The organism is Rhodococcus sp. HNM0563 (assembly GCF_012726195.1).
In the GTDB taxonomy this organism is placed as follows: Bacteria; Actinomycetota; Actinomycetes; order Mycobacteriales; family Mycobacteriaceae; genus Rhodococcus.
Genome location: NZ_JAASAF010000002.1, coordinates 428766 through 444359, shown reverse-complemented (window position 1 = coordinate 444359; position 15594 = coordinate 428766). Strand labels below are relative to the sequence as shown.

The following is a 15594-nucleotide window of genomic DNA, read 5'->3' as shown; positions in this document are numbered from 1 at the left end:
AACGACTACGGAGAAAGATGTCTCGTGGGCGTGTCGGCGAGTTCGCGGATCGCGGTGACGAGCGGAGCCCACGCATGCTCGGGGAGGTCATGTCCGACTGCGGGAAGGAGCAGTGTGCGAGCCGCAGGGATCTTGGACGCGATGGCATGGGCCGCCTTGGGGGCGATGAGGGGATCGTCTTCGCCGTGGACGATCAGGGCGGGGCACGCGATCGTGTCGATCGTCGGACCGCTCCACTGTGCGCCGATCTGCCTACTCTGCGATTCCTGGTCGTGGACGCCGCTGTCGGGATTGTCTTCCAACCTTGCTCGAACCGACATCTCGTCGAATATGGCACGAGGTGACGACAGAAGCTCGGCAACGGCGAGCCCCGCCTCGATCGCACCCTCGCGGGTGTCGGGGAACTTCAGCTTTGCGAACTTGCCGAGTGTGCGCACCCGGATGAAGCGGAGTGTGCGCCACCCCGCCACATCACCGGGGACAGCCGCGACCGTGGTGAGCGACCGGACCCGCTGCGGATGCCTGAGGGCGACGCGCTGGGCGACCGCACCACCGAGCGAGACTCCGAGCAGGTGTGCCGAGCCCCAGCCGAGTTCGTCGAGCACTGCTGCGGCGTCGTCTGCCATGTCTTCGGCGGTGTAGGCCCCACCACGCCTGCCCAACAACGCGGTGATCGGGTTTCGTGTGGGTGTCGGCGGAAAGTGGGTCGACTCGCCGCCGTCCCGCTGGTCGTATCGCACGACGGCGAATCCCTGCTTCGCGAGCTCCCGGAAGAACCCGTCAGGGATCGAGTGGCGGTTGACACCCAACCCGGTCGCGACGAGAAGTGGGTCGCCGTCGCGCTCGGGCATGAACCGGTCGAACGCGATGCGCACCGACCCGTTCTGTGCCCATTGTCGCGGTCCCCATGAATTGTCGGACGGCATCTTGCCCCTATCCTAAACTGCGTTCGGTGAACTCAGTTTAGGATAGGGCAGAACGGCGACGAGCGGAAGGGGATTCGTGTGGCGAAGAAGGTGCAGATCGTCTGGGACCGTGCCGACGGCACACGCGGCCCGGCCCCGTCACACAGTAGGAGCGACCTCGCCGCTGTTGCGATGGAGCTTGCGTCGGAAGGCGGCTTGCCGTCCGTCTCCACCCGCCGGATCGCTCAGAAACTCGGCGTCAGCCAATCGGCCGTGTATCGGTACGTTTCCGGTTCGGACGACATCTTCGACATCATGGTCGATGCCACGGTCGGCGAGATCGACCTCGACGTGCCCTTACGAGGCGAGCCGATCGACGATCTCATCGCACTGGCCCGACGCGCGAAGATCGTCCACGTGAAATACCCGTGGCTGCTCGATCTGCCGGTCGAGTCGATGCGTATCGGGCCACGCACCATCGACTTTCTCGAGTACTCCCTCCGTGCGATGGCATCTGTCGACGTGCCCGGCCACGTGAAGATGCAGGCGATCGCGGTGCTGAATTCTCTTGTCCAGCAATTCGCTCGCGCCGAGGTGAGTGGGGGCGAGTCCCGGCGGATGCGCCTCACCGCGCAGGTCGCGTATCTGCACAAGATCGCCGAACAAGGAGACCACCCGTTCGTCGCGGCAGCGTTGGCACACCCCGGTGCCGACGACGCCCCCGGGGACATGTTCGATCAGGTGCTGCGCCGAGTCCTCGAGGGCGTGCTCGCGGGGGCCTGACGCCGGACGAACTTCCCGCTGGGCTGAAACATTGTGGTTGCTGCCACATCCCCTTCGTAGCCTCGGGTCATCCGAGGAAGGGAACGGCCAGAATGCAGTCGCTCGATTGCCACACCTGTGGCACCCGCGTACTCGTCGCAAAGTACAGCCCAGCCCACACGAGTATCCAATGGTGCGAATCGGCTTCCGATGCGTGTCGAGAATTCGCCGCTGCTCGCGAGATCGACCCCCACACGTATCTCCTGCGCTGTGCGGCGCTGGACCGCACGGTCGATGCGGCTGTCGCCGAGGGTGAGATTCTCCAGACCACGCGGGTCGAGCCACCCGTGCGGCCCCTCTCATCCCAGGAATGTCCGACTTCCGAGGAAGCCGTCACCGCCTCGCGGTGACCGCCGTTTTCAGCCAACTCAGCCCTGGAGGACTCCATGACCGTCGAACAGGATCGCATCGAGATCCGCACAATCGAAGCCGGTAGCAATCCCACCCGGTTCGCCCGCGGGTGGCACTGCATCGGCCTTGCCAAGTCATTCCGTGATGGAAAGCCGCATCAGGTCGAAGTCTTCGGGACCAACCTGGTGGTCTTCGCCGACACGAAGGGAGAACTCCACGTTCTCGACGCATTCTGCAGGCACATGGGTGGCAACCTCGCCCGCGGCGAGATCAAGGGTGACACCATCGCATGTCCCTTCCACGACTGGCGCTGGAACGGCCAGGGTCGCTGTGAGGAGATCCCCTACGCTCGCCGCACCCCGAAGCTCGCGCGCACGAAGTCGTGGACCACCATGGAACGCAACGGGGTTCTCTTCGTCTGGCACTGCCCTCAGGGCACGACCCCACCGGAGAACGTGACGATCCCCGAAATCGAGGGATACGAGGACGGCGAGTGGACCGAGTGGACCTGGACGACCATCCACGTCGAGGGCTCGCACTGCCGCGAGATCGTCGACAACGTCGTCGACATGGCGCATTTCTTCTACGTGCACTTCCAGATGCCCGAGTTCTTCAAGAACGTCTTCGACGGGCATGTGGCGGGCCAGCACATGCGCTCGTACGGCCGCGACGATATCAAGACCGGTGTGCAGATGGACCTGCCTGAAGCCCAGACGATTTCGGATGCGTTCTATTACGGACCGTCCTTCATGCTCGACACGATCTACACCGTGGCGGAGGGCACGACCATCGAGTCGAAGCTCATCAACTGCCACTACCCGGTGACGTCGAACTCGTTCGTGCTGCAGTTCGGCACGATCGTCAAGAAGATCGAAGGCATGTCCGAGGAACAGGCCTCCGAGATGGCGACGATGTTCACCGACGGTCTCGAAGAACAGTTCAAGCAGGACATTGCGATCTGGGAACACAAGTCGCGCATCGAGAACCCGCTCCTCACGGAGGAGGACGGGCCGGTCTACCAGTTGCGCCGCTGGTACAGCCAGTTCTACGTCGACGTCGAAGACGTCACACCGGACATGACGCAACGTTTCGAGTTCGAGGTCGACACCACCCGTGCCCGTGAGTCGTGGCACAAGGAGGTCGAGGAGAACCTGGCTGCACGGTAGTGAGGTCGGGCCTGTTCCGTCCGGGTCGGGCGGAACAGGTCATTCGGGTCGGTTGCGCATCCCGTCGATGAACACGGTGATGATCGTGTGTGCGAGCTCGGCCATCGATTCACCCGGTTCGGGGTGGTGCCAGCGCGTCGCATGCCACAAGACGTCGTAGAGCATCTCGCGGAGGATCTCGGAGTCGATGTCGGTGCGCAAGGTGCCATCGGCCACGCCGTCGGCGATGGTGCTGCGCCACGCGGCTTCCATTTCGTCGGCGGTTGTGGCCATATCGGCTTCCACAACGCGTTCGCGCATGTAGTCACCTTCGCGTCGCCAGATCGATGTGGCTCCGTGATACTGCACGTTGGAATCCAGCGCTATCTCGGCCAGGGCTTCCATACGCTCGAGGGGTGAGAGCGCCAGCGCCATCACCTCACGGCAACGTTCGGAGATGTCGTCGATGTACTCGCGGATGAGTTCGGTGACGATGGCTTCCTTCGACGGGAAGTAGTGATACAGCGCCCCGGAATGGACGCCTACCGCTTTCGCGATGTCCCGGATCGTGGTGGCGTTGATTCCCTTGCGGGCGAAGATCTCGGCAGACCGATCGAGGATCTGCCTGCGGCGTTGCTGCGGATCCATTGCAGCCTTTCTGCTGAGCGTCGGCGCCGGTATGGCCGGGGTCAGTGTGCCACACCCATTGATCAATTGATCAATGGGATTCGACGTTCGATAAGGAGTATGTGTGACCATGGTCCGAGACGCGCAGGCAGTACTCGCGGGTGATACCGCGATCGTGACCGGCGCCGGTCAGGGTATCGGTAGAGGTATTGCGCTGGCCCTTGCAGCCGCGGGCGCGCAGGTCGCGGTGGTCGGGCGTACTTCGTCGGCCATTGCGGCGGTCGCCGACGAGATCACCGATCGTGGCGGTAGTGCCGAGCCCTTCGTCTGTGACGTGACGGACGCCGCGGCGGTCGAGGATGTCGTCCCAGCGGTGGTCGAGAGGTTCGGCGCGCTCACCGTACTGGTGAACAATGCCATGACTGCGGCGCACGGGCTTCTCCTCGAAGTGGACGAACAGACCTACCGCGGAGCGATGGAATCAGGACCGACGGCAACATGGCGGATGATGCGGGCCGCCCACCCCCACCTCCGCGGAGGTGGTCGCATCGTCAATCTGGGTTCGGCGGCAGGGATTCGGTGGGACCCGTCGGGCACCGGAGCGTACGCCGCAGCGAAAGAGGCGGTGCGGGTGCTGACGCGCACCGCGGCGTGTGAATGGGCCGACGACGGGATCCGGGTCAACGCGATTCTGCCGCTGGCGGATTCGGACACCATGAAGGACTGGTTCCGTCTCGAACCGGATGCGGCTGCGGGCTACCTCGCGACCGTGCCGCTGGGCAGGCTCGGAGATCCCGAGACCGATATCGGGCCGGCGGTGGTCTTCCTGTGCGGGGCTGCATCGCGGTACATCACCGGGCATACTTTGGCAGTCGACGGAGGTCAGGCGCTCGTGCGCTGAAATCCCTTGTGATTGTGAGAGAGCGCGCGCCACACCGCGCGCGCCGCAACCCGGACGGGGGTGGCGAGCGACACGACGTCCACGGTGTCGACGGCTCCCGTGACGGACAGCGCGCCGGAACACGTGCGCCCGTCTCCGATCGGGGCTGCAACGCACGCGACCCCTCGCACGGTTTCCTCGCGCTCCTGAGCGACGTGTCGTTCGCGAACCTGGGCGATCTCGCCGCGTAGCCGTGTGGAGTCGGCGCCGGGCAGCGCGGGGGTCGAGGGACTTAGGTGCGTGTGCGCGAGCAGGGCTTTCCCCAGGGCGGTGCGGTATGCGGGCTGGCGGCCGCCGACGCGTGAGGGCAGCGGAACCGTCTCGCATCCGACCTTGTCGAGATATCGCACCTCGTGCCCCTCGAGGACGGCCAGGTGCGCGACGAGGCCTGTGGCGGAGTGGAGTTCGTGCAGAACGTTGTGTGCGGCGCGGTGTAGTTCGTCGTGATGTTGCGCAAGGGCGCCCCACTCGAACATGCTGCGCCCCAGCGCGTACCTGCGTCCTTCTCGTCGAACCCACCCCGCTTCGATCAGCTGATTCAGGAGTCGGTGGACGGACGACCGGGGCACCCCGGTGCGTTCCGACAATTCGGACAGGGTGAGGTGACCGCCGGCGTGGAATTCGTCGAGCAGGCCTGCGACGCGGTCGATGACTGCGGCGGGGGAGTCGAACTCATGTCTCATTCAATCCTCCATTGATCAACCGATCAATCAGTACGACAGAACTGTAGCAGCCCGTTCTCGATGAAGGAAGGGAACTTTGCGAGAGGTCAGTGTGTTGCGCGGGCGGACACGGTGTCGGCGGCATCGCGGATGCGTTGAACCAGATCCGCCGGGGCGTGTTCGCGCGGACCTGCCACCGACAGTGCGGCAATCTCTCCCCGACCGGCATCGAATGCGGCTGCGGCGCAACGTATGCGATCGTCACCGCAGGCCACAGTCCGGTCTGCGCGCTCCCGGAACGCGAGCATGGCGGCACCTTCGATCGTCTCGCGCGCGGGCCGCCGCTCACCCGCGCGGGTGCGCAGGCCGGTGGGCCAACGGCCACCGATCTTCTCGAGATAGAGCAGGCTCTCGCCTTCGAGGACGGCGAGGTGGACGACGAGGCCGGTGTCGCGTCGGAGGGAGTACAGGGTCGGGAGCGCGGCTTGGTGGACGCGATCGTGGTTGCGCGCCAATGCTCCGAGTTCGAGCAGCTTGGGGCCGAGAGAGTACGTCGTTCCGTTGCGGTGGACCAAGCCCACCTGGACCAATTGGAGCAGCATCCGATGCGTCGACGACCGCGGGAACCCCGTGCGGCCGGCGAGTTCGGTGAGAGTGAGGCTTGCGGTGTCGCGAAAGGGTTCGAGTAGGGCGGTGACCCGTCCCATGACGGTGTTGGGGTTCTCGCACGCGATGTTCACGAAGATCTCCTCCGGGGTTCGTCGGGGGTATTGATCAGACGATCAATGGAGCGGCCGTGACGAATCTAGCGCCGTGGAACCCGAATTGGAAGAGGGGATGAACGAGCCGTGAACGAAACGGGTAGGTGCACCCTCGGTGGGTGCACCTACCCGTGTACCAAGTGAGACGTCCCGGCATCAACCGGCCGGGATGAATGCCTTCAGTGGCTCCGACCCGGTCTGGTCATGGCCCCAGTACGCATCGGCAGTGATCTCCTCCGACGTGTAGTGCCGCTCGTCCACGAGCATGCCCTCGGTGCCGAACTCGAGATCCCATCCGCCCGGTGCGCGGACGTAGAACGAGATCATCTTGTCGTTGGTGTGCCGGCCCAGCGTCGACGAGATCGAAAAATCCATCCGGTTGACGCGATCGAGCGCTTGCCCCACCGCATCGAGACTGTCGACCTCGGTCATCAGATGCACCAGGCCCGGCTCCTCGGTCGGCGGCGCCGGACAGAGTGCGAGAGCATGGTGCCGCTCGTTGATACCGAGGAACCGCACTCGGTTCAGGCCCTCCTCGTCGAGCCGGATCGAGCCGCGAGGAAGGAAACCCAGTACCTGCGTGTAGAATTCGTACGCCTCATCGAAATTCGTCACAGGCAACACCACGTGGCCGAGACCGAGCCCGCCCGTCACCCAGCGTCCCGCGAACGGCGTCACGACCGGGCTGTGGTCGAGCACCGGACCGTAGAACACCTCCAGTCGGGTCCCCGCAGGGTCGTCGAAAGCAATAGCGCTTTCTGCATCGAGGTAGGTCGCCTCCTTCCGCGACAACACCTCGACCGCGCGTCCCGACTTCTCGACGGCCTCACGGACCCGCTGCAACGCGAACTCGTCGCGCACCTCCCAGCCGACGGCGAGAGCTTTGTCCGAGTCGCCGGGCAGCACCGCGATGCGAGCGCGACGCTCGTCGACCCGCGCGTAGAGGGCATCGGTCTCAGGGCCCGAGCCCACCGCCATGCCGAGGCCGTCGATGAGGAGTTCGCGCCAGCGCGGGACGTCCTGGGTCTGGATGCGGAGGTACCCGAGACCTCTCAATTCGGTCATAGTCTTCTTCCTCGAAAGCGAAAGGGGGATCAGATCATTGCACGGTAGGCACCCTGCGGGTCGCCACCGAGCTGGGTGAGCGCCGCAGAGTGATAGATCATGCCGGGCACGTGGATGGCGTGGGTGAGGCCGACGTGCGCGTCGCGCCAGAAGCGCTGCATGGGTGTCTTACGATGCACCGCGGCTCCCCCGGCGCGGGCAAAGATCTCGTCCATCGCTCGCACCGCACGCCAGGCAGAAGAGATCTGGGTGCGTCGGCCGATGGCACGCTCTTCGAAGCTGATCTCTTCGCCGCGGTCGGTCTTGTCCCAGAATCGGTCGACCGTCTCGAGCAACGTGATGCGTGCGGCTTCGATCTCCGACGCGGCCTCGCTGATCGCGTAGAGCACGTACGGGTCTTCCTTGATCGGGACGCCCGTGACCTGCACACGCTCCTTCTGTGCGGCGATGTAGCAGGCCAGCGCACCTTCGGTCATGCCGATCAACGACGACGTGATACCCAGCGGGAAGATGTACGAGAACGGGAACTTGTACAGGGTTTCGTCCCGGCCTGCGTGACGCCACCCGTTTCCGCTCAGGACGATATCGGCATCGATCGTGCGGTACTCGGGAATGAACGCATCCTTGACGATCAGATCCTTGGAACCGGTGCCCCGCAGCCCGATGACGTCCCAGCTGTCGGGGTCGATGTCGTAATCGGAACGCGGCAGCAGGACGTGCAGGACCTTGTCGGTGCGGTTGCCGTCCTTGTCGCCGACAGCGGCGCCGATCATGATCCAGCCGCAGTGATCCGTCCCCGACGAGAACGCCCAGCGGCCGTTGAGCACGTAACCGCCGTCGACCGGCACCGCGACACCCATCGGCGCATACGGCGACGCCATCCACATGTCGGAGTCCTCGCCCCAGATCTCCTCCTGGGCTCGCTTGTCGAAGAACGTCAGCTCCCACGGGTGGACGCCGACGATGCCCGCGACCCAGCCGGTCGCGCCGTCGAGGCCGCCGATGGCCATCACCGTCTCGGCGAACTCGCGCGGGTGCGCTTCCTGACCGCCGTACTCCTTCGGCTGGAACATGCGGATGACGCCGGATTCGCGCAGGCGCTTCGCGGAGGTGTCGGGCAGGCGCATCAGCGTGTCACCTACTGCGCCGTCAGCGCGGATCTCGTCCGCGTGCTGCATGATTCTGTCCAACGTGACGCCCATGAGGAAACCTTCCGGGGAACTCGACAATATGGCTTACGCATCTGGCCGGATGTGCTTGCTCGAACAGTCCCAGGAGTTGATGTGACGGCGCTCCTACATTTCCGTTGAACGGGACGTGCGACACATCGTGATCCGACGGCAGGTAGAACGGGGTTCGCCCTCGCATCGCTGCCCGCGATGTGCCCTCAGCCCGGACGGAGCGACATGACCGACACTGCAGAACTGGTGGCCTCGCTGCTCGAGCGCGTTCAGCTCCTCGAGGACAAAGCAGCGATTCAGGAAGTGCTGACGGCATACGGCCCCGCCGTGGATGCCGGCGACGCGGACGCCGTCGGCGAGCTCTGGGCAGAGGACGCGGTCTACGACATCGACATCCGGGTGATGGAAGGCCGCGACGCGATCACCGAGATGGTGCGCACGCGCCCCCACCAGGACTACATCAACGAAGGGTGCGGCCACCTCCTCGACCCCGTTCACATCCGCGTCGACGGCGACACCGCCGCCGCGACGTGCCACTCGCTGCTGCTTCGCCGCAACCTCGATTCCGACTCCTACCGGGTCTGGCGCGTGACCGCGAACCGTTTCGACCTCGCGCGCATCGACGGAAAATGGAAGATCAAGCGTCGTACCGCGCGTGTCCTCAACGGCAGCGAGGAAGCCCGCGAGCTGCTGGCCCGGGCGTCGCGCTGACTTCTTCGTCGGTCCGGCAGCGGAGCGTGGACGAACCTTCTAGATTGTGTGCATGGCGATGTGCATGGTCGAGATGGACGACGATGCCACGCTCTGCACCTGGACGACCGGATTGCGTAGATCCGCGCCGCCGGTAGTCCTGCTCCACGGTGGCCCAGGGATCCCCGATTATCTGCAGGCGGTTGCGCAGATGCTCGACGACGTCACCGTCGTCCACCGCTACGACCAGCGTGGCACGGGCAAGTCGCGCTGGGACGGCCCGCACACCCTCACCCGACACATCGCAGACCTGCTGCGTCTCCTCGACGGATGGCGTCACGAACAGGTCGTGCTGGTGGGGCATTCGTACGGTTCCGACCTCGCCAGCTATTTCACGCTCGCACACCCCGAGCGCGTCGCGCGGCTCGTGCACCTGGCCGGACCGTTCACAGGTGATTGGCGTGAGCCGTGCAGGGCGACCGAAACGTCGCGGCGGACGTACACCCAGCAATCCAGATTCGAAATCCTCGACGCCATGGAGACCCGGTCCGAGGCGGAGGAGATCGAGTTCCTCGCCCTGTCGTGGTTCACCGACCACGCCGACCGGCGTCGCGCGTGGCGGTGGGCGCTGGAGGCCGCGCGCGTCCGGCGTCCGATCAACTATCGGATGAACCGTGAGCTGGGAGTCGAGAAGCGGGCCGACCCGCTCGATTCACACGTCGACGTACTGCGAGAACTGGTGCCTGCGGGGTCGGTGATCATCGGCGGTGCGGGCGACCCTCGGCCCGCGGAGGCGTTGACCCGCTGGGGCGAGCACCTCGAATGCAACGTCTCGATTCTGTCCGACGCCGGCCATTTTCCGTGGCTGGAAGCCCCCTCCCGATTCAGGGCCTTGCTCCGTTCTGCTGTCGAAGAGTCCGTTCTCCGATAGGTCGCCGGTGCCCCGCGCCGTCGGCGGTGTGGTCCCCGAAGCCCCGTATCTTGGAAGTATCGAACTTTCGCGAACAACGACGGACGGGTGCACGATGGGAATGCTCAGCAAGGTCATCAAGAGTGGCGTCGCGATCAAAGCCGTCCAGGTCATCAAGAGGGAGGCCTCCAAGCCCGAGAATCAACGTAAGGCTCAGGAACTGTTCACCAAGTTGAGCCAGAAGCGTCGCGGGTCGCGCTGAGCGGTTGGTCCGGCCACGGAGGGTTCCGATGATGAACCCGATCCGTGGCCGGAGCGCTCGCTCCGATCTCGACCGTCATGAATCGGTCAGGCGTCAACCCGCCAGGAGCGCCGTGGTCACGGCGAACCCGGCAATGTATTCCTTGATGGGCCTGTAGAACTCATAGGTCACGTCGTAGTCGCCGCAGGCGCTGAGCGCGGAGTATGCGGCAACGTCCTCGACGCGTCCGGACCTGCACACGTCGAGAAACGCTCGGTCCCACTCGGGATCGAGGTCCATGATGTCGGCCTCACCGGCCGCGACTCGACCCCTCTGACGGCGTGGCCGAATAGCTGGGAGACACACAATCTCGCGCTGCCGTTCAGCGCCCCACGCGGAGGATGTGCCGATCTACAGACCACGGATCTCCTCGAGTTTCCGGATCAAGGTCGCCGCGTCGAACGGGCCGGTGTGCAGGGTGAGATCCGAGCCGGTGGCGCCTACGTAGAACGTCGGGGTCCCGTGCACATCGCTCGACGCGGCGTCGAGGTCGTCGTCCTCCACCCGATGCCGGTATCGTCCCAGCCGCATATCTTCGGCGAACCGCTCCATGTCGAGCCCCAACTGCTCGGCGTGTACGTAGATTTCGTCTTCGGTGAGGGCATCGCTGTTGACGAAGAGATGATCATGCATATCCCAGAACCGGCCTTGCGCCGCCGCGGCCTCGGCGGCCTCGGCTGCGAAACGCGCGTGCGGATGTGCCTCGTCGAGCGGCAGGTGCCGGAAAACATAACGGAGTTCCTCGCCGAAGTGCGCGTGCACCTCTCGGATGCTTCCGGTGGCTTTGCTGCAGAACGGACACTCGAAGTCGCCATACTCGACGAGAGTGAGCGGTGAGTCCACCGGTCCGCGCAGGTGATCTCTGTCCGGGTCGACCGGCCGCAGCAACACGTGTCCGGTGACGCCTTCCGGCGGGTGGCGGCGATCTGCGAGCCTGAACAACACCCAGCCCAAGCCGGTCGCGAGAACGGCTGCGACGAGCACGCCGATGCGGGCATCGTTGGCAGCGTCCGGAGATTCGAGGGCCAGATCCACGATGAACAGCGATATGGTGAAACCGATTCCGGCGAGCGCCGCGCCCCCACTGACCTGTGACAGAGTGAGGCCCGGTTGGAGGCTGCCGGGGCGCAGCCGGGAGAACGCGGCGGTGGCGGCGGTGATGCCGACCAGTTTGCCCACCACCAAACCGAGAATCACGCCCCAGGTGATCGGCGACCGAATCGCGTCGCTCACGGTCTGCCCGGTCACCGCGACTCCGGCGTTGGCGAGTGCGAAGATCGGTACCACGAGAAACGCGGTGTACGGCTGATAGAACCGCAACAGCCGCTCGTTGACGGAGACTGCTCGGAGCACGCTGAGCTGTGCGGCGCGCGCATAGTCGGAGTTGGGCGATTGACGGAAAGCCCGCGTGAGTTCGCCCGCACGTTCCACTTCGCTGCGTCTCGGCGGGTAGACGGGAAGGATCAGCGCGATCAGCACCCCGGCGAGGGTGGGATGCACGCCCGACTCGTAGAACGCCACCCAGGTCCCCGCCGCAACGATGAAGTAGGCGATGCCACGCCACACCTCGAGCCGGCGGAACTGCAGGATGAGAAGCAAGCCCACCCCGCCCAGCAGCAGATAACCCAGCCGCAGTTCGTCGGTGTAGAAGAGGGCGATGATTGCGAGTGCGCCGATATCGTCGGCTACTGCGAGGGTCAGGATGAACACGCGCAGTCGGGCGGGGCACCGAGGTCCGACCAGCGCGAGTGCGCCCAACACGAATGCCGTATCGGTGGAGACCACCACGCCCCACGCACCGGCGGCCTCCCCGCTCGGGTTGAGCAGGAGGAAGAGCGCAGCGGGTAACGCCAGACCGGCGATCGCGGCAACGAGAGGCACCGCGGCGCGCGAGCGGTCGGTGAGTTCTCCGATCGTGAGTTCGCGCTTCACCTCGAGGCCGACGACGAAGAAGAACAAGGTCATCACTGCGTCGTTGACCCAATGCTTCAAGTCGAGGCTGATGCCGTAGTCGCCGATTCGAATACTCAACGGAGTGTGCCAGAACGCCTCGTACGAGTCGCCCACGTTGGCCCAGATCAACGCCACCACGGTGGCGACGACCAGGAATCCGGCCGCCAGTTTGTCGTCGTCGGTGCCATCGCGAATTCCAGCGAGGATCAGCGATATCCGGCGAAGTCCTCCGGGATGTTCGTCGACTGCCATGTGCCCTCGCTCCGAAGCTGGCTCTCAATCGTCGGCAAGCCTATCGCCGCTGGAGGGCGCCCGGGTCACGTCTCGACCTCCTTCCATTCTCGCGCGTACGCGTCGACGTACTCCTGCCCTGTTCGAGCGGCGAGTTCGAGCATCAACACGTCTGTGGCGGCTCGTGCACCTGCCGCTCCGGCGCCACGGTATGGAGTCAAGTCCAGTGGTTCGAGGATCTCAACCGAGACTCTGCGGCGCCACCACGGAATCGAGCGATCCGGCCGGGTCCCCGTAATGGCTACTGGCACAAGCGGAATTCCGGTCTCCAGGGCGACTCGGGCAGCGCCGGTCCGCCCTCGATAGAGGCGACCGTCGGGCGACCGCGTGCCTTCCGGATGGATGCCCCACGCTCCGCCTTGCTCGACGATCCGGATCGCGGCCTCGAGCGCGGGGGCTGCCGTTGATCCTCCTCGTCGATCCACCGGAATCTGACCCATGGCCGAGAAGAACCACCGCTGGAGGCGTCCGACGACGCCGCTTCTGCCGAAGTACTCGCGCTTCGCCAGGAAGGTGATCTGCCGCCGGGCGGCCAACGTCAGGTAGAACGAGTCGAGTACTGCGAGATGGTTGGCCGCCACGATGACCGGCCCGTGGCGGGGGAGGTTCTCGCGACCAACGATCTTCGGACGCCTGGGTAGATGCAGGACCGGGCCGATCAATACGTGCCGGCACAGCCGGTAGAAGCACGCACTCCAGAAACGCATAGACAGTGTCTACACGAAGATGGAAGATACGAGATCGGCCCTGGTGAGGGCGGGCATCGAGTTGCTGGAGGAGACAAGGTCGGCAGAGATCGGTCTGCGAGAGATTGCGCGGCGAGCAGGTGTCTCGCACGGTGCGCCGCGACGATGGTTCCCCACCCACAGGAGTCTGCTCGCGGCGATCGCCGAGGTCGGCTTGAAAGACCTCTCGGCGGTGCTCGCCGCGGCGGCGGGAACAGACGGCAACCTCGCCGCACTGGCCGTTGCCTATGTCGACTTCGCCCGCCGTCGGCCGGCGATGTTCACACTGATCTTCCGGCACGACCTGCTCGAAGGCTCCGGCGCCGAGCTGCGGACCGTGTCGCAACCGCTGTTCACATGGCTGGTCACGATGGTCGAGCAATCGGCAGACGTGGAAGACGCGGCACAGAGCGCGGCTGCGCTGTGGGTCGGGGTCCACGGGATAGCCGTACTCTCGTCGACAGGCTCGCTGGGACTTGCAGCATCGAACGTGAACGAGGCGGAACTGATCGACCGCGTCGTACGCGACAGTCTTCGCTGAGCCGAACGGCTGACCACACCGAGTGCCCAGGTAGCGTTCGTGCCCATGAGCACCCTTCAGGAAGTCGGCGACCGCGAGTCGTGGAGATGCTGGTTGTGCGACGAACCAGTGGACTCCGATATGTCGGTCAACGACCCGCGCGGCCCCAGCATCGACAGCATCAATACAGCCAAGAAGGGCGCCAAGGGGAAGGGCGGGGTCGAGCGGCTCGCGCACCGCGCCTGCAACACCAAGAAAGGTGCCGTGAAGCCGGTCGTACCGTGGCCCGATCAGCTGTTCGTCGTCGACCCCGCACCAATCATCGGCGTGGTCGAACAGCTGAGACGGAAGGGCGGGCGCGTTGCCGTCGCCCGGTGCCCCGCGAAATCCGATGCCGAAGACGCTTCCGCGTGGTTGCTCGACAGACTGTCGCGGCTGGAACCCGACATGCGGTTCGACACCCAGATCGATGCCGGCGGTGGTGGTTTCCTCCTGGTGCTGAAGGCGTAGCGCAGCGACACCTACTGCCCACCGGATCGCCCTTCCAGCACCGCGACAACTGCCTTGGCTCGGGAAATCCATTCCGCGACCGCCGCTCCGGATGCATCCGTCGGAAGCTGGGCCAGACGTAAGGTTCGTGTGTGGCTCCCGTCCCGGTTGCGGACGGGCAGCACGACAGACCCCACGTTGTAGCGACACTCGGGATCGAGTTCCCGCGGACGGTAGTCGACCGTCGATTCGACGATCGATGCCCGAATGTCACGCTCCTGCACGGGCGTCAGGCGCCCGCACTCGTATCGGCGCGTGGCCTCGCACATCGAATCGTAGGCAGCGATCCCCTCCTGCGGAAGCAGTGAGAGCACGTATCCGTGGGTGCGGAGGAATGCTGTCCGCTGCCGGTAGTGTCCCTTCACGGATTCGTCGACGCCGTGGGCCTTGGCCAGCCATCGCTCCTGCTCGTCGTCGGCCCGGTCGAAGACCACGCTGTCGCCGATGGGCGGCACGATCGGTATTCGTCGCGCCAGCCCGTTCTCCCGATCGACCCCCGGCCCGACTGCGGACAGCACCGTCGCCATCTCGTCCCTGCTGATTGCTGTGTAGAGGATGACTTCGCATCCGACGGCCCGGGCAAGGGCCTCGACATCGGGGCGTGCGATCTCCACATCGTGGATCTCATCCATGATCTCGTGGTCCATCCGGGCCATCAGGGAGGTGCTGACGAAACTGCCGTAGCCCCCTTGGAAATAGAGCAGCGGCGCAACAGGATTGGTGACGGCCATGTCGTTCACGCTGCAGAGGACGATCCAATGGTCACCGGCGTCCAGTGTGTTCGTGATGCGGGCATCGATCCACGCGACGGACTGTTCGAGCACGGGGTCGCCGGAGGGCGAGCCGAACCAATCGATGCCGTCGAACTTGTTCTCCCAACGTCGTGCGATCGTGGAGACAAGGTCTTCCTGCTCGCCGCCGAGAATATTGATGCATACCGAATTGCATCGGCGGAGCTTGTCGAACGACTTGGATGTCTTCATCGGCATGAATGAGACGAGTGGAGGCTCGAGAGACACCGAGCTGAATGTGCCGACGACGAGAGCGAGCAGCTCGCCGTCGTCCGCGCGACCCGTGACTACCGCGACGCCGGTGGGATAGTGGCCCATGACCTCGCGGAACAGACCCTTATCGATGTCACTGTCGATGTCGATGGTGGTATCGGTGGACATGAGTGCCCTCCTTGCTCGGGGGAG

Annotated in this window: 17 protein-coding genes and 1 pseudogene; 8 read left to right on the top strand and 10 right to left on the bottom strand. The window is 65.0% G+C overall.

Annotation, left to right across the window (positions count from 1 at the left end):
* Window positions 1–5 precede the first annotated feature (5 nt).
* The gene (locus HCA61_RS05785; RefSeq protein WP_169687206.1) at window positions 6–926 is read right to left on the bottom strand and encodes an alpha/beta hydrolase; all 921 of its coding nucleotides are present in this window, start codon (window positions 924–926) and stop codon (window positions 6–8) included.
* 78 nt (window positions 927–1004) lie between these two features.
* Between HCA61_RS05785 and HCA61_RS05780 the strand changes: the two genes are divergently transcribed.
* Entirely contained in the window at window positions 1005–1688 is a 684-nt protein-coding gene (locus HCA61_RS05780) for a TetR/AcrR family transcriptional regulator (RefSeq protein ID WP_169687205.1), read from the top strand.
* 425 nt (window positions 1689–2113) lie between these two features.
* Window positions 2114–3244, top strand: a complete 1131-nt coding sequence (locus HCA61_RS05775; protein ID WP_169687204.1) for a Rieske 2Fe-2S domain-containing protein — start codon at window positions 2114–2116, stop codon at window positions 3242–3244.
* Between the two features lie 39 nt (window positions 3245–3283).
* On the opposite strand, the gene HCA61_RS05770 is transcribed toward HCA61_RS05775, so the two are convergent.
* Complete coding sequence (locus tag HCA61_RS05770) at window positions 3284–3871, bottom strand: TetR/AcrR family transcriptional regulator (RefSeq protein ID WP_169687203.1); 588 nt, start codon at window positions 3869–3871, stop codon at window positions 3284–3286.
* A 109-nt stretch (window positions 3872–3980) separates the two neighbouring features.
* Between HCA61_RS05770 and HCA61_RS05765 the strand changes: the two genes are divergently transcribed.
* Entirely contained in the window at window positions 3981–4751 is a 771-nt protein-coding gene (locus HCA61_RS05765) for an SDR family NAD(P)-dependent oxidoreductase (protein ID WP_169687461.1), read from the top strand.
* On the opposite strand, the gene HCA61_RS05760 is transcribed toward HCA61_RS05765, so the two are convergent.
* The 4 genes from HCA61_RS05760 to HCA61_RS05745 form a co-directional block, all read right to left on the bottom strand.
* Window positions 4733–5473 (bottom strand): IclR family transcriptional regulator, encoded by a 741-nt coding sequence (locus HCA61_RS05760; protein ID WP_169687202.1) that lies wholly within the window; start codon window positions 5471–5473, stop codon window positions 4733–4735. The two genes, HCA61_RS05765 and HCA61_RS05760, sit on opposite strands and share 19 nt — an antisense overlap.
* An 86-nt stretch (window positions 5474–5559) precedes the next feature.
* A complete protein-coding gene (locus HCA61_RS05755) occupies window positions 5560–6192 on the bottom strand; it encodes a helix-turn-helix domain-containing protein (protein WP_247273313.1) in 633 nt (210 codons plus the stop codon).
* Between the two features lie 177 nt (window positions 6193–6369).
* Window positions 6370–7278 carry a biphenyl-2,3-diol 1,2-dioxygenase gene (gene bphC / locus HCA61_RS05750; RefSeq protein WP_169687201.1) on the bottom strand — a complete coding sequence of 303 codons (909 nt, stop codon included), beginning with the start codon at window positions 7276–7278 and terminating at the stop codon, window positions 6370–6372.
* A gap of 29 nt (window positions 7279–7307) precedes the next feature.
* Window positions 7308–8480 carry an acyl-CoA dehydrogenase family protein gene (locus HCA61_RS05745; protein ID WP_169687200.1) on the bottom strand — a complete coding sequence of 391 codons (1173 nt, stop codon included), beginning with the start codon at window positions 8478–8480 and terminating at the stop codon, window positions 7308–7310.
* A gap of 204 nt (window positions 8481–8684) precedes the next feature.
* On the opposite strand from HCA61_RS05745, the gene HCA61_RS05740 reads away from it, so the two are divergent.
* The 3 genes from HCA61_RS05740 to HCA61_RS05730 all read left to right on the top strand — a co-directional run bounded on the left by HCA61_RS05740 (window position 8685) and on the right by HCA61_RS05730 (window position 10321).
* Window positions 8685–9170 (top strand): nuclear transport factor 2 family protein, encoded by a 486-nt coding sequence (locus HCA61_RS05740; protein ID WP_169687199.1) that lies wholly within the window; start codon window positions 8685–8687, stop codon window positions 9168–9170.
* A 52-nt stretch (window positions 9171–9222) separates the two neighbouring features.
* Window positions 9223–10080, top strand: a complete 858-nt coding sequence (locus tag HCA61_RS05735; RefSeq protein ID WP_169687198.1) for an alpha/beta hydrolase — start codon at window positions 9223–9225, stop codon at window positions 10078–10080.
* 94 nt (window positions 10081–10174) lie between these two features.
* Window positions 10175–10321 (top strand): hypothetical protein, encoded by a 147-nt coding sequence (locus HCA61_RS05730; RefSeq protein ID WP_169687197.1) that lies wholly within the window; start codon window positions 10175–10177, stop codon window positions 10319–10321.
* Between the two features lie 93 nt (window positions 10322–10414).
* Here the strand turns inward: HCA61_RS05730 and mhpB are convergent.
* The 3 genes and pseudogenes from mhpB to HCA61_RS05715 form a co-directional block, all read right to left on the bottom strand.
* Window positions 10415–10621, bottom strand: a pseudogene (gene mhpB, locus HCA61_RS05725) (3-carboxyethylcatechol 2,3-dioxygenase); the annotation flags it as partial.
* Window positions 10622–10711: 90 nt separating this feature from the next.
* The gene (gene nhaA / locus HCA61_RS05720; RefSeq protein WP_169687196.1) at window positions 10712–12565 is read right to left on the bottom strand and encodes a Na+/H+ antiporter NhaA; all 1854 of its coding nucleotides are present in this window, start codon (window positions 12563–12565) and stop codon (window positions 10712–10714) included.
* 65 nt (window positions 12566–12630) lie between these two features.
* A complete protein-coding gene (locus HCA61_RS05715; RefSeq protein WP_169687195.1) occupies window positions 12631–13311 on the bottom strand; it encodes a lysophospholipid acyltransferase family protein in 681 nt (226 codons plus the stop codon).
* Window positions 13312–13330: 19 nt separating this feature from the next.
* Here HCA61_RS05715 and HCA61_RS05710 point away from each other — a divergent pair, with 19 nt between their 5' ends.
* Together HCA61_RS05710 and HCA61_RS05705 are read left to right on the top strand one after the other, a co-directional pair.
* Window positions 13331–13870, top strand: a complete 540-nt coding sequence (locus HCA61_RS05710; RefSeq protein WP_169687194.1) for a TetR-like C-terminal domain-containing protein — start codon at window positions 13331–13333, stop codon at window positions 13868–13870.
* A 45-nt stretch (window positions 13871–13915) separates the two neighbouring features.
* Window positions 13916–14359 (top strand): hypothetical protein, encoded by a 444-nt coding sequence (locus HCA61_RS05705; RefSeq protein ID WP_169687193.1) that lies wholly within the window; start codon window positions 13916–13918, stop codon window positions 14357–14359.
* A gap of 11 nt (window positions 14360–14370) precedes the next feature.
* Here HCA61_RS05705 and HCA61_RS05700 read toward each other — a convergent pair whose 3' ends face one another.
* Window positions 14371–15570 carry a flavin reductase family protein gene (locus HCA61_RS05700; RefSeq protein ID WP_240958962.1) on the bottom strand — a complete coding sequence of 400 codons (1200 nt, stop codon included), beginning with the start codon at window positions 15568–15570 and terminating at the stop codon, window positions 14371–14373.
* Window positions 15571–15594 lie beyond the last annotated feature (24 nt).

Bases quoted from the DNA above. Each gene is read 5' to 3' on its own strand.
- HCA61_RS05785 (WP_169687206.1), bottom strand. From the start codon at position 926: ATGCCGTCCGACAATTCATGGGGACCGCGACAATGGGCACAGAACGGG.
- HCA61_RS05775 (WP_169687204.1), top strand. From the start codon at position 2,114: ATGACCGTCGAACAGGATCGCATCGAGATCCGCACAATCGAAGCCGGT.
- HCA61_RS05770 (WP_169687203.1), bottom strand. From the start codon at position 3,871: ATGGATCCGCAGCAACGCCGCAGGCAGATCCTCGATCGGTCTGCCGAG.
- HCA61_RS05765 (WP_169687461.1), top strand. From the start codon at position 3,981: ATGGTCCGAGACGCGCAGGCAGTACTCGCGGGTGATACCGCGATCGTG.
- HCA61_RS05760 (WP_169687202.1), bottom strand. From the start codon at position 5,473: ATGAGACATGAGTTCGACTCCCCCGCCGCAGTCATCGACCGCGTCGCA.
- bphC (WP_169687201.1), bottom strand. From the start codon at position 7,278: ATGACCGAATTGAGAGGTCTCGGGTACCTCCGCATCCAGACCCAGGAC.
- HCA61_RS05745 (WP_169687200.1), bottom strand. From the start codon at position 8,480: ATGGGCGTCACGTTGGACAGAATCATGCAGCACGCGGACGAGATCCGC.
- HCA61_RS05740 (WP_169687199.1), top strand. From the start codon at position 8,685: ATGACCGACACTGCAGAACTGGTGGCCTCGCTGCTCGAGCGCGTTCAG.
- HCA61_RS05735 (WP_169687198.1), top strand. From the start codon at position 9,223: ATGGCGATGTGCATGGTCGAGATGGACGACGATGCCACGCTCTGCACC.
- HCA61_RS05730 (WP_169687197.1), top strand. From the start codon at position 10,175: ATGGGAATGCTCAGCAAGGTCATCAAGAGTGGCGTCGCGATCAAAGCC.
- nhaA (WP_169687196.1), bottom strand. From the start codon at position 12,565: ATGGCAGTCGACGAACATCCCGGAGGACTTCGCCGGATATCGCTGATC.
- HCA61_RS05715 (WP_169687195.1), bottom strand. From the start codon at position 13,311: ATGCGTTTCTGGAGTGCGTGCTTCTACCGGCTGTGCCGGCACGTATTG.
- HCA61_RS05710 (WP_169687194.1), top strand. From the start codon at position 13,331: ATGGAAGATACGAGATCGGCCCTGGTGAGGGCGGGCATCGAGTTGCTG.
- HCA61_RS05705 (WP_169687193.1), top strand. From the start codon at position 13,916: ATGAGCACCCTTCAGGAAGTCGGCGACCGCGAGTCGTGGAGATGCTGG.
- HCA61_RS05700 (WP_240958962.1), bottom strand. From the start codon at position 15,570: ATGTCCACCGATACCACCATCGACATCGACAGTGACATCGATAAGGGT.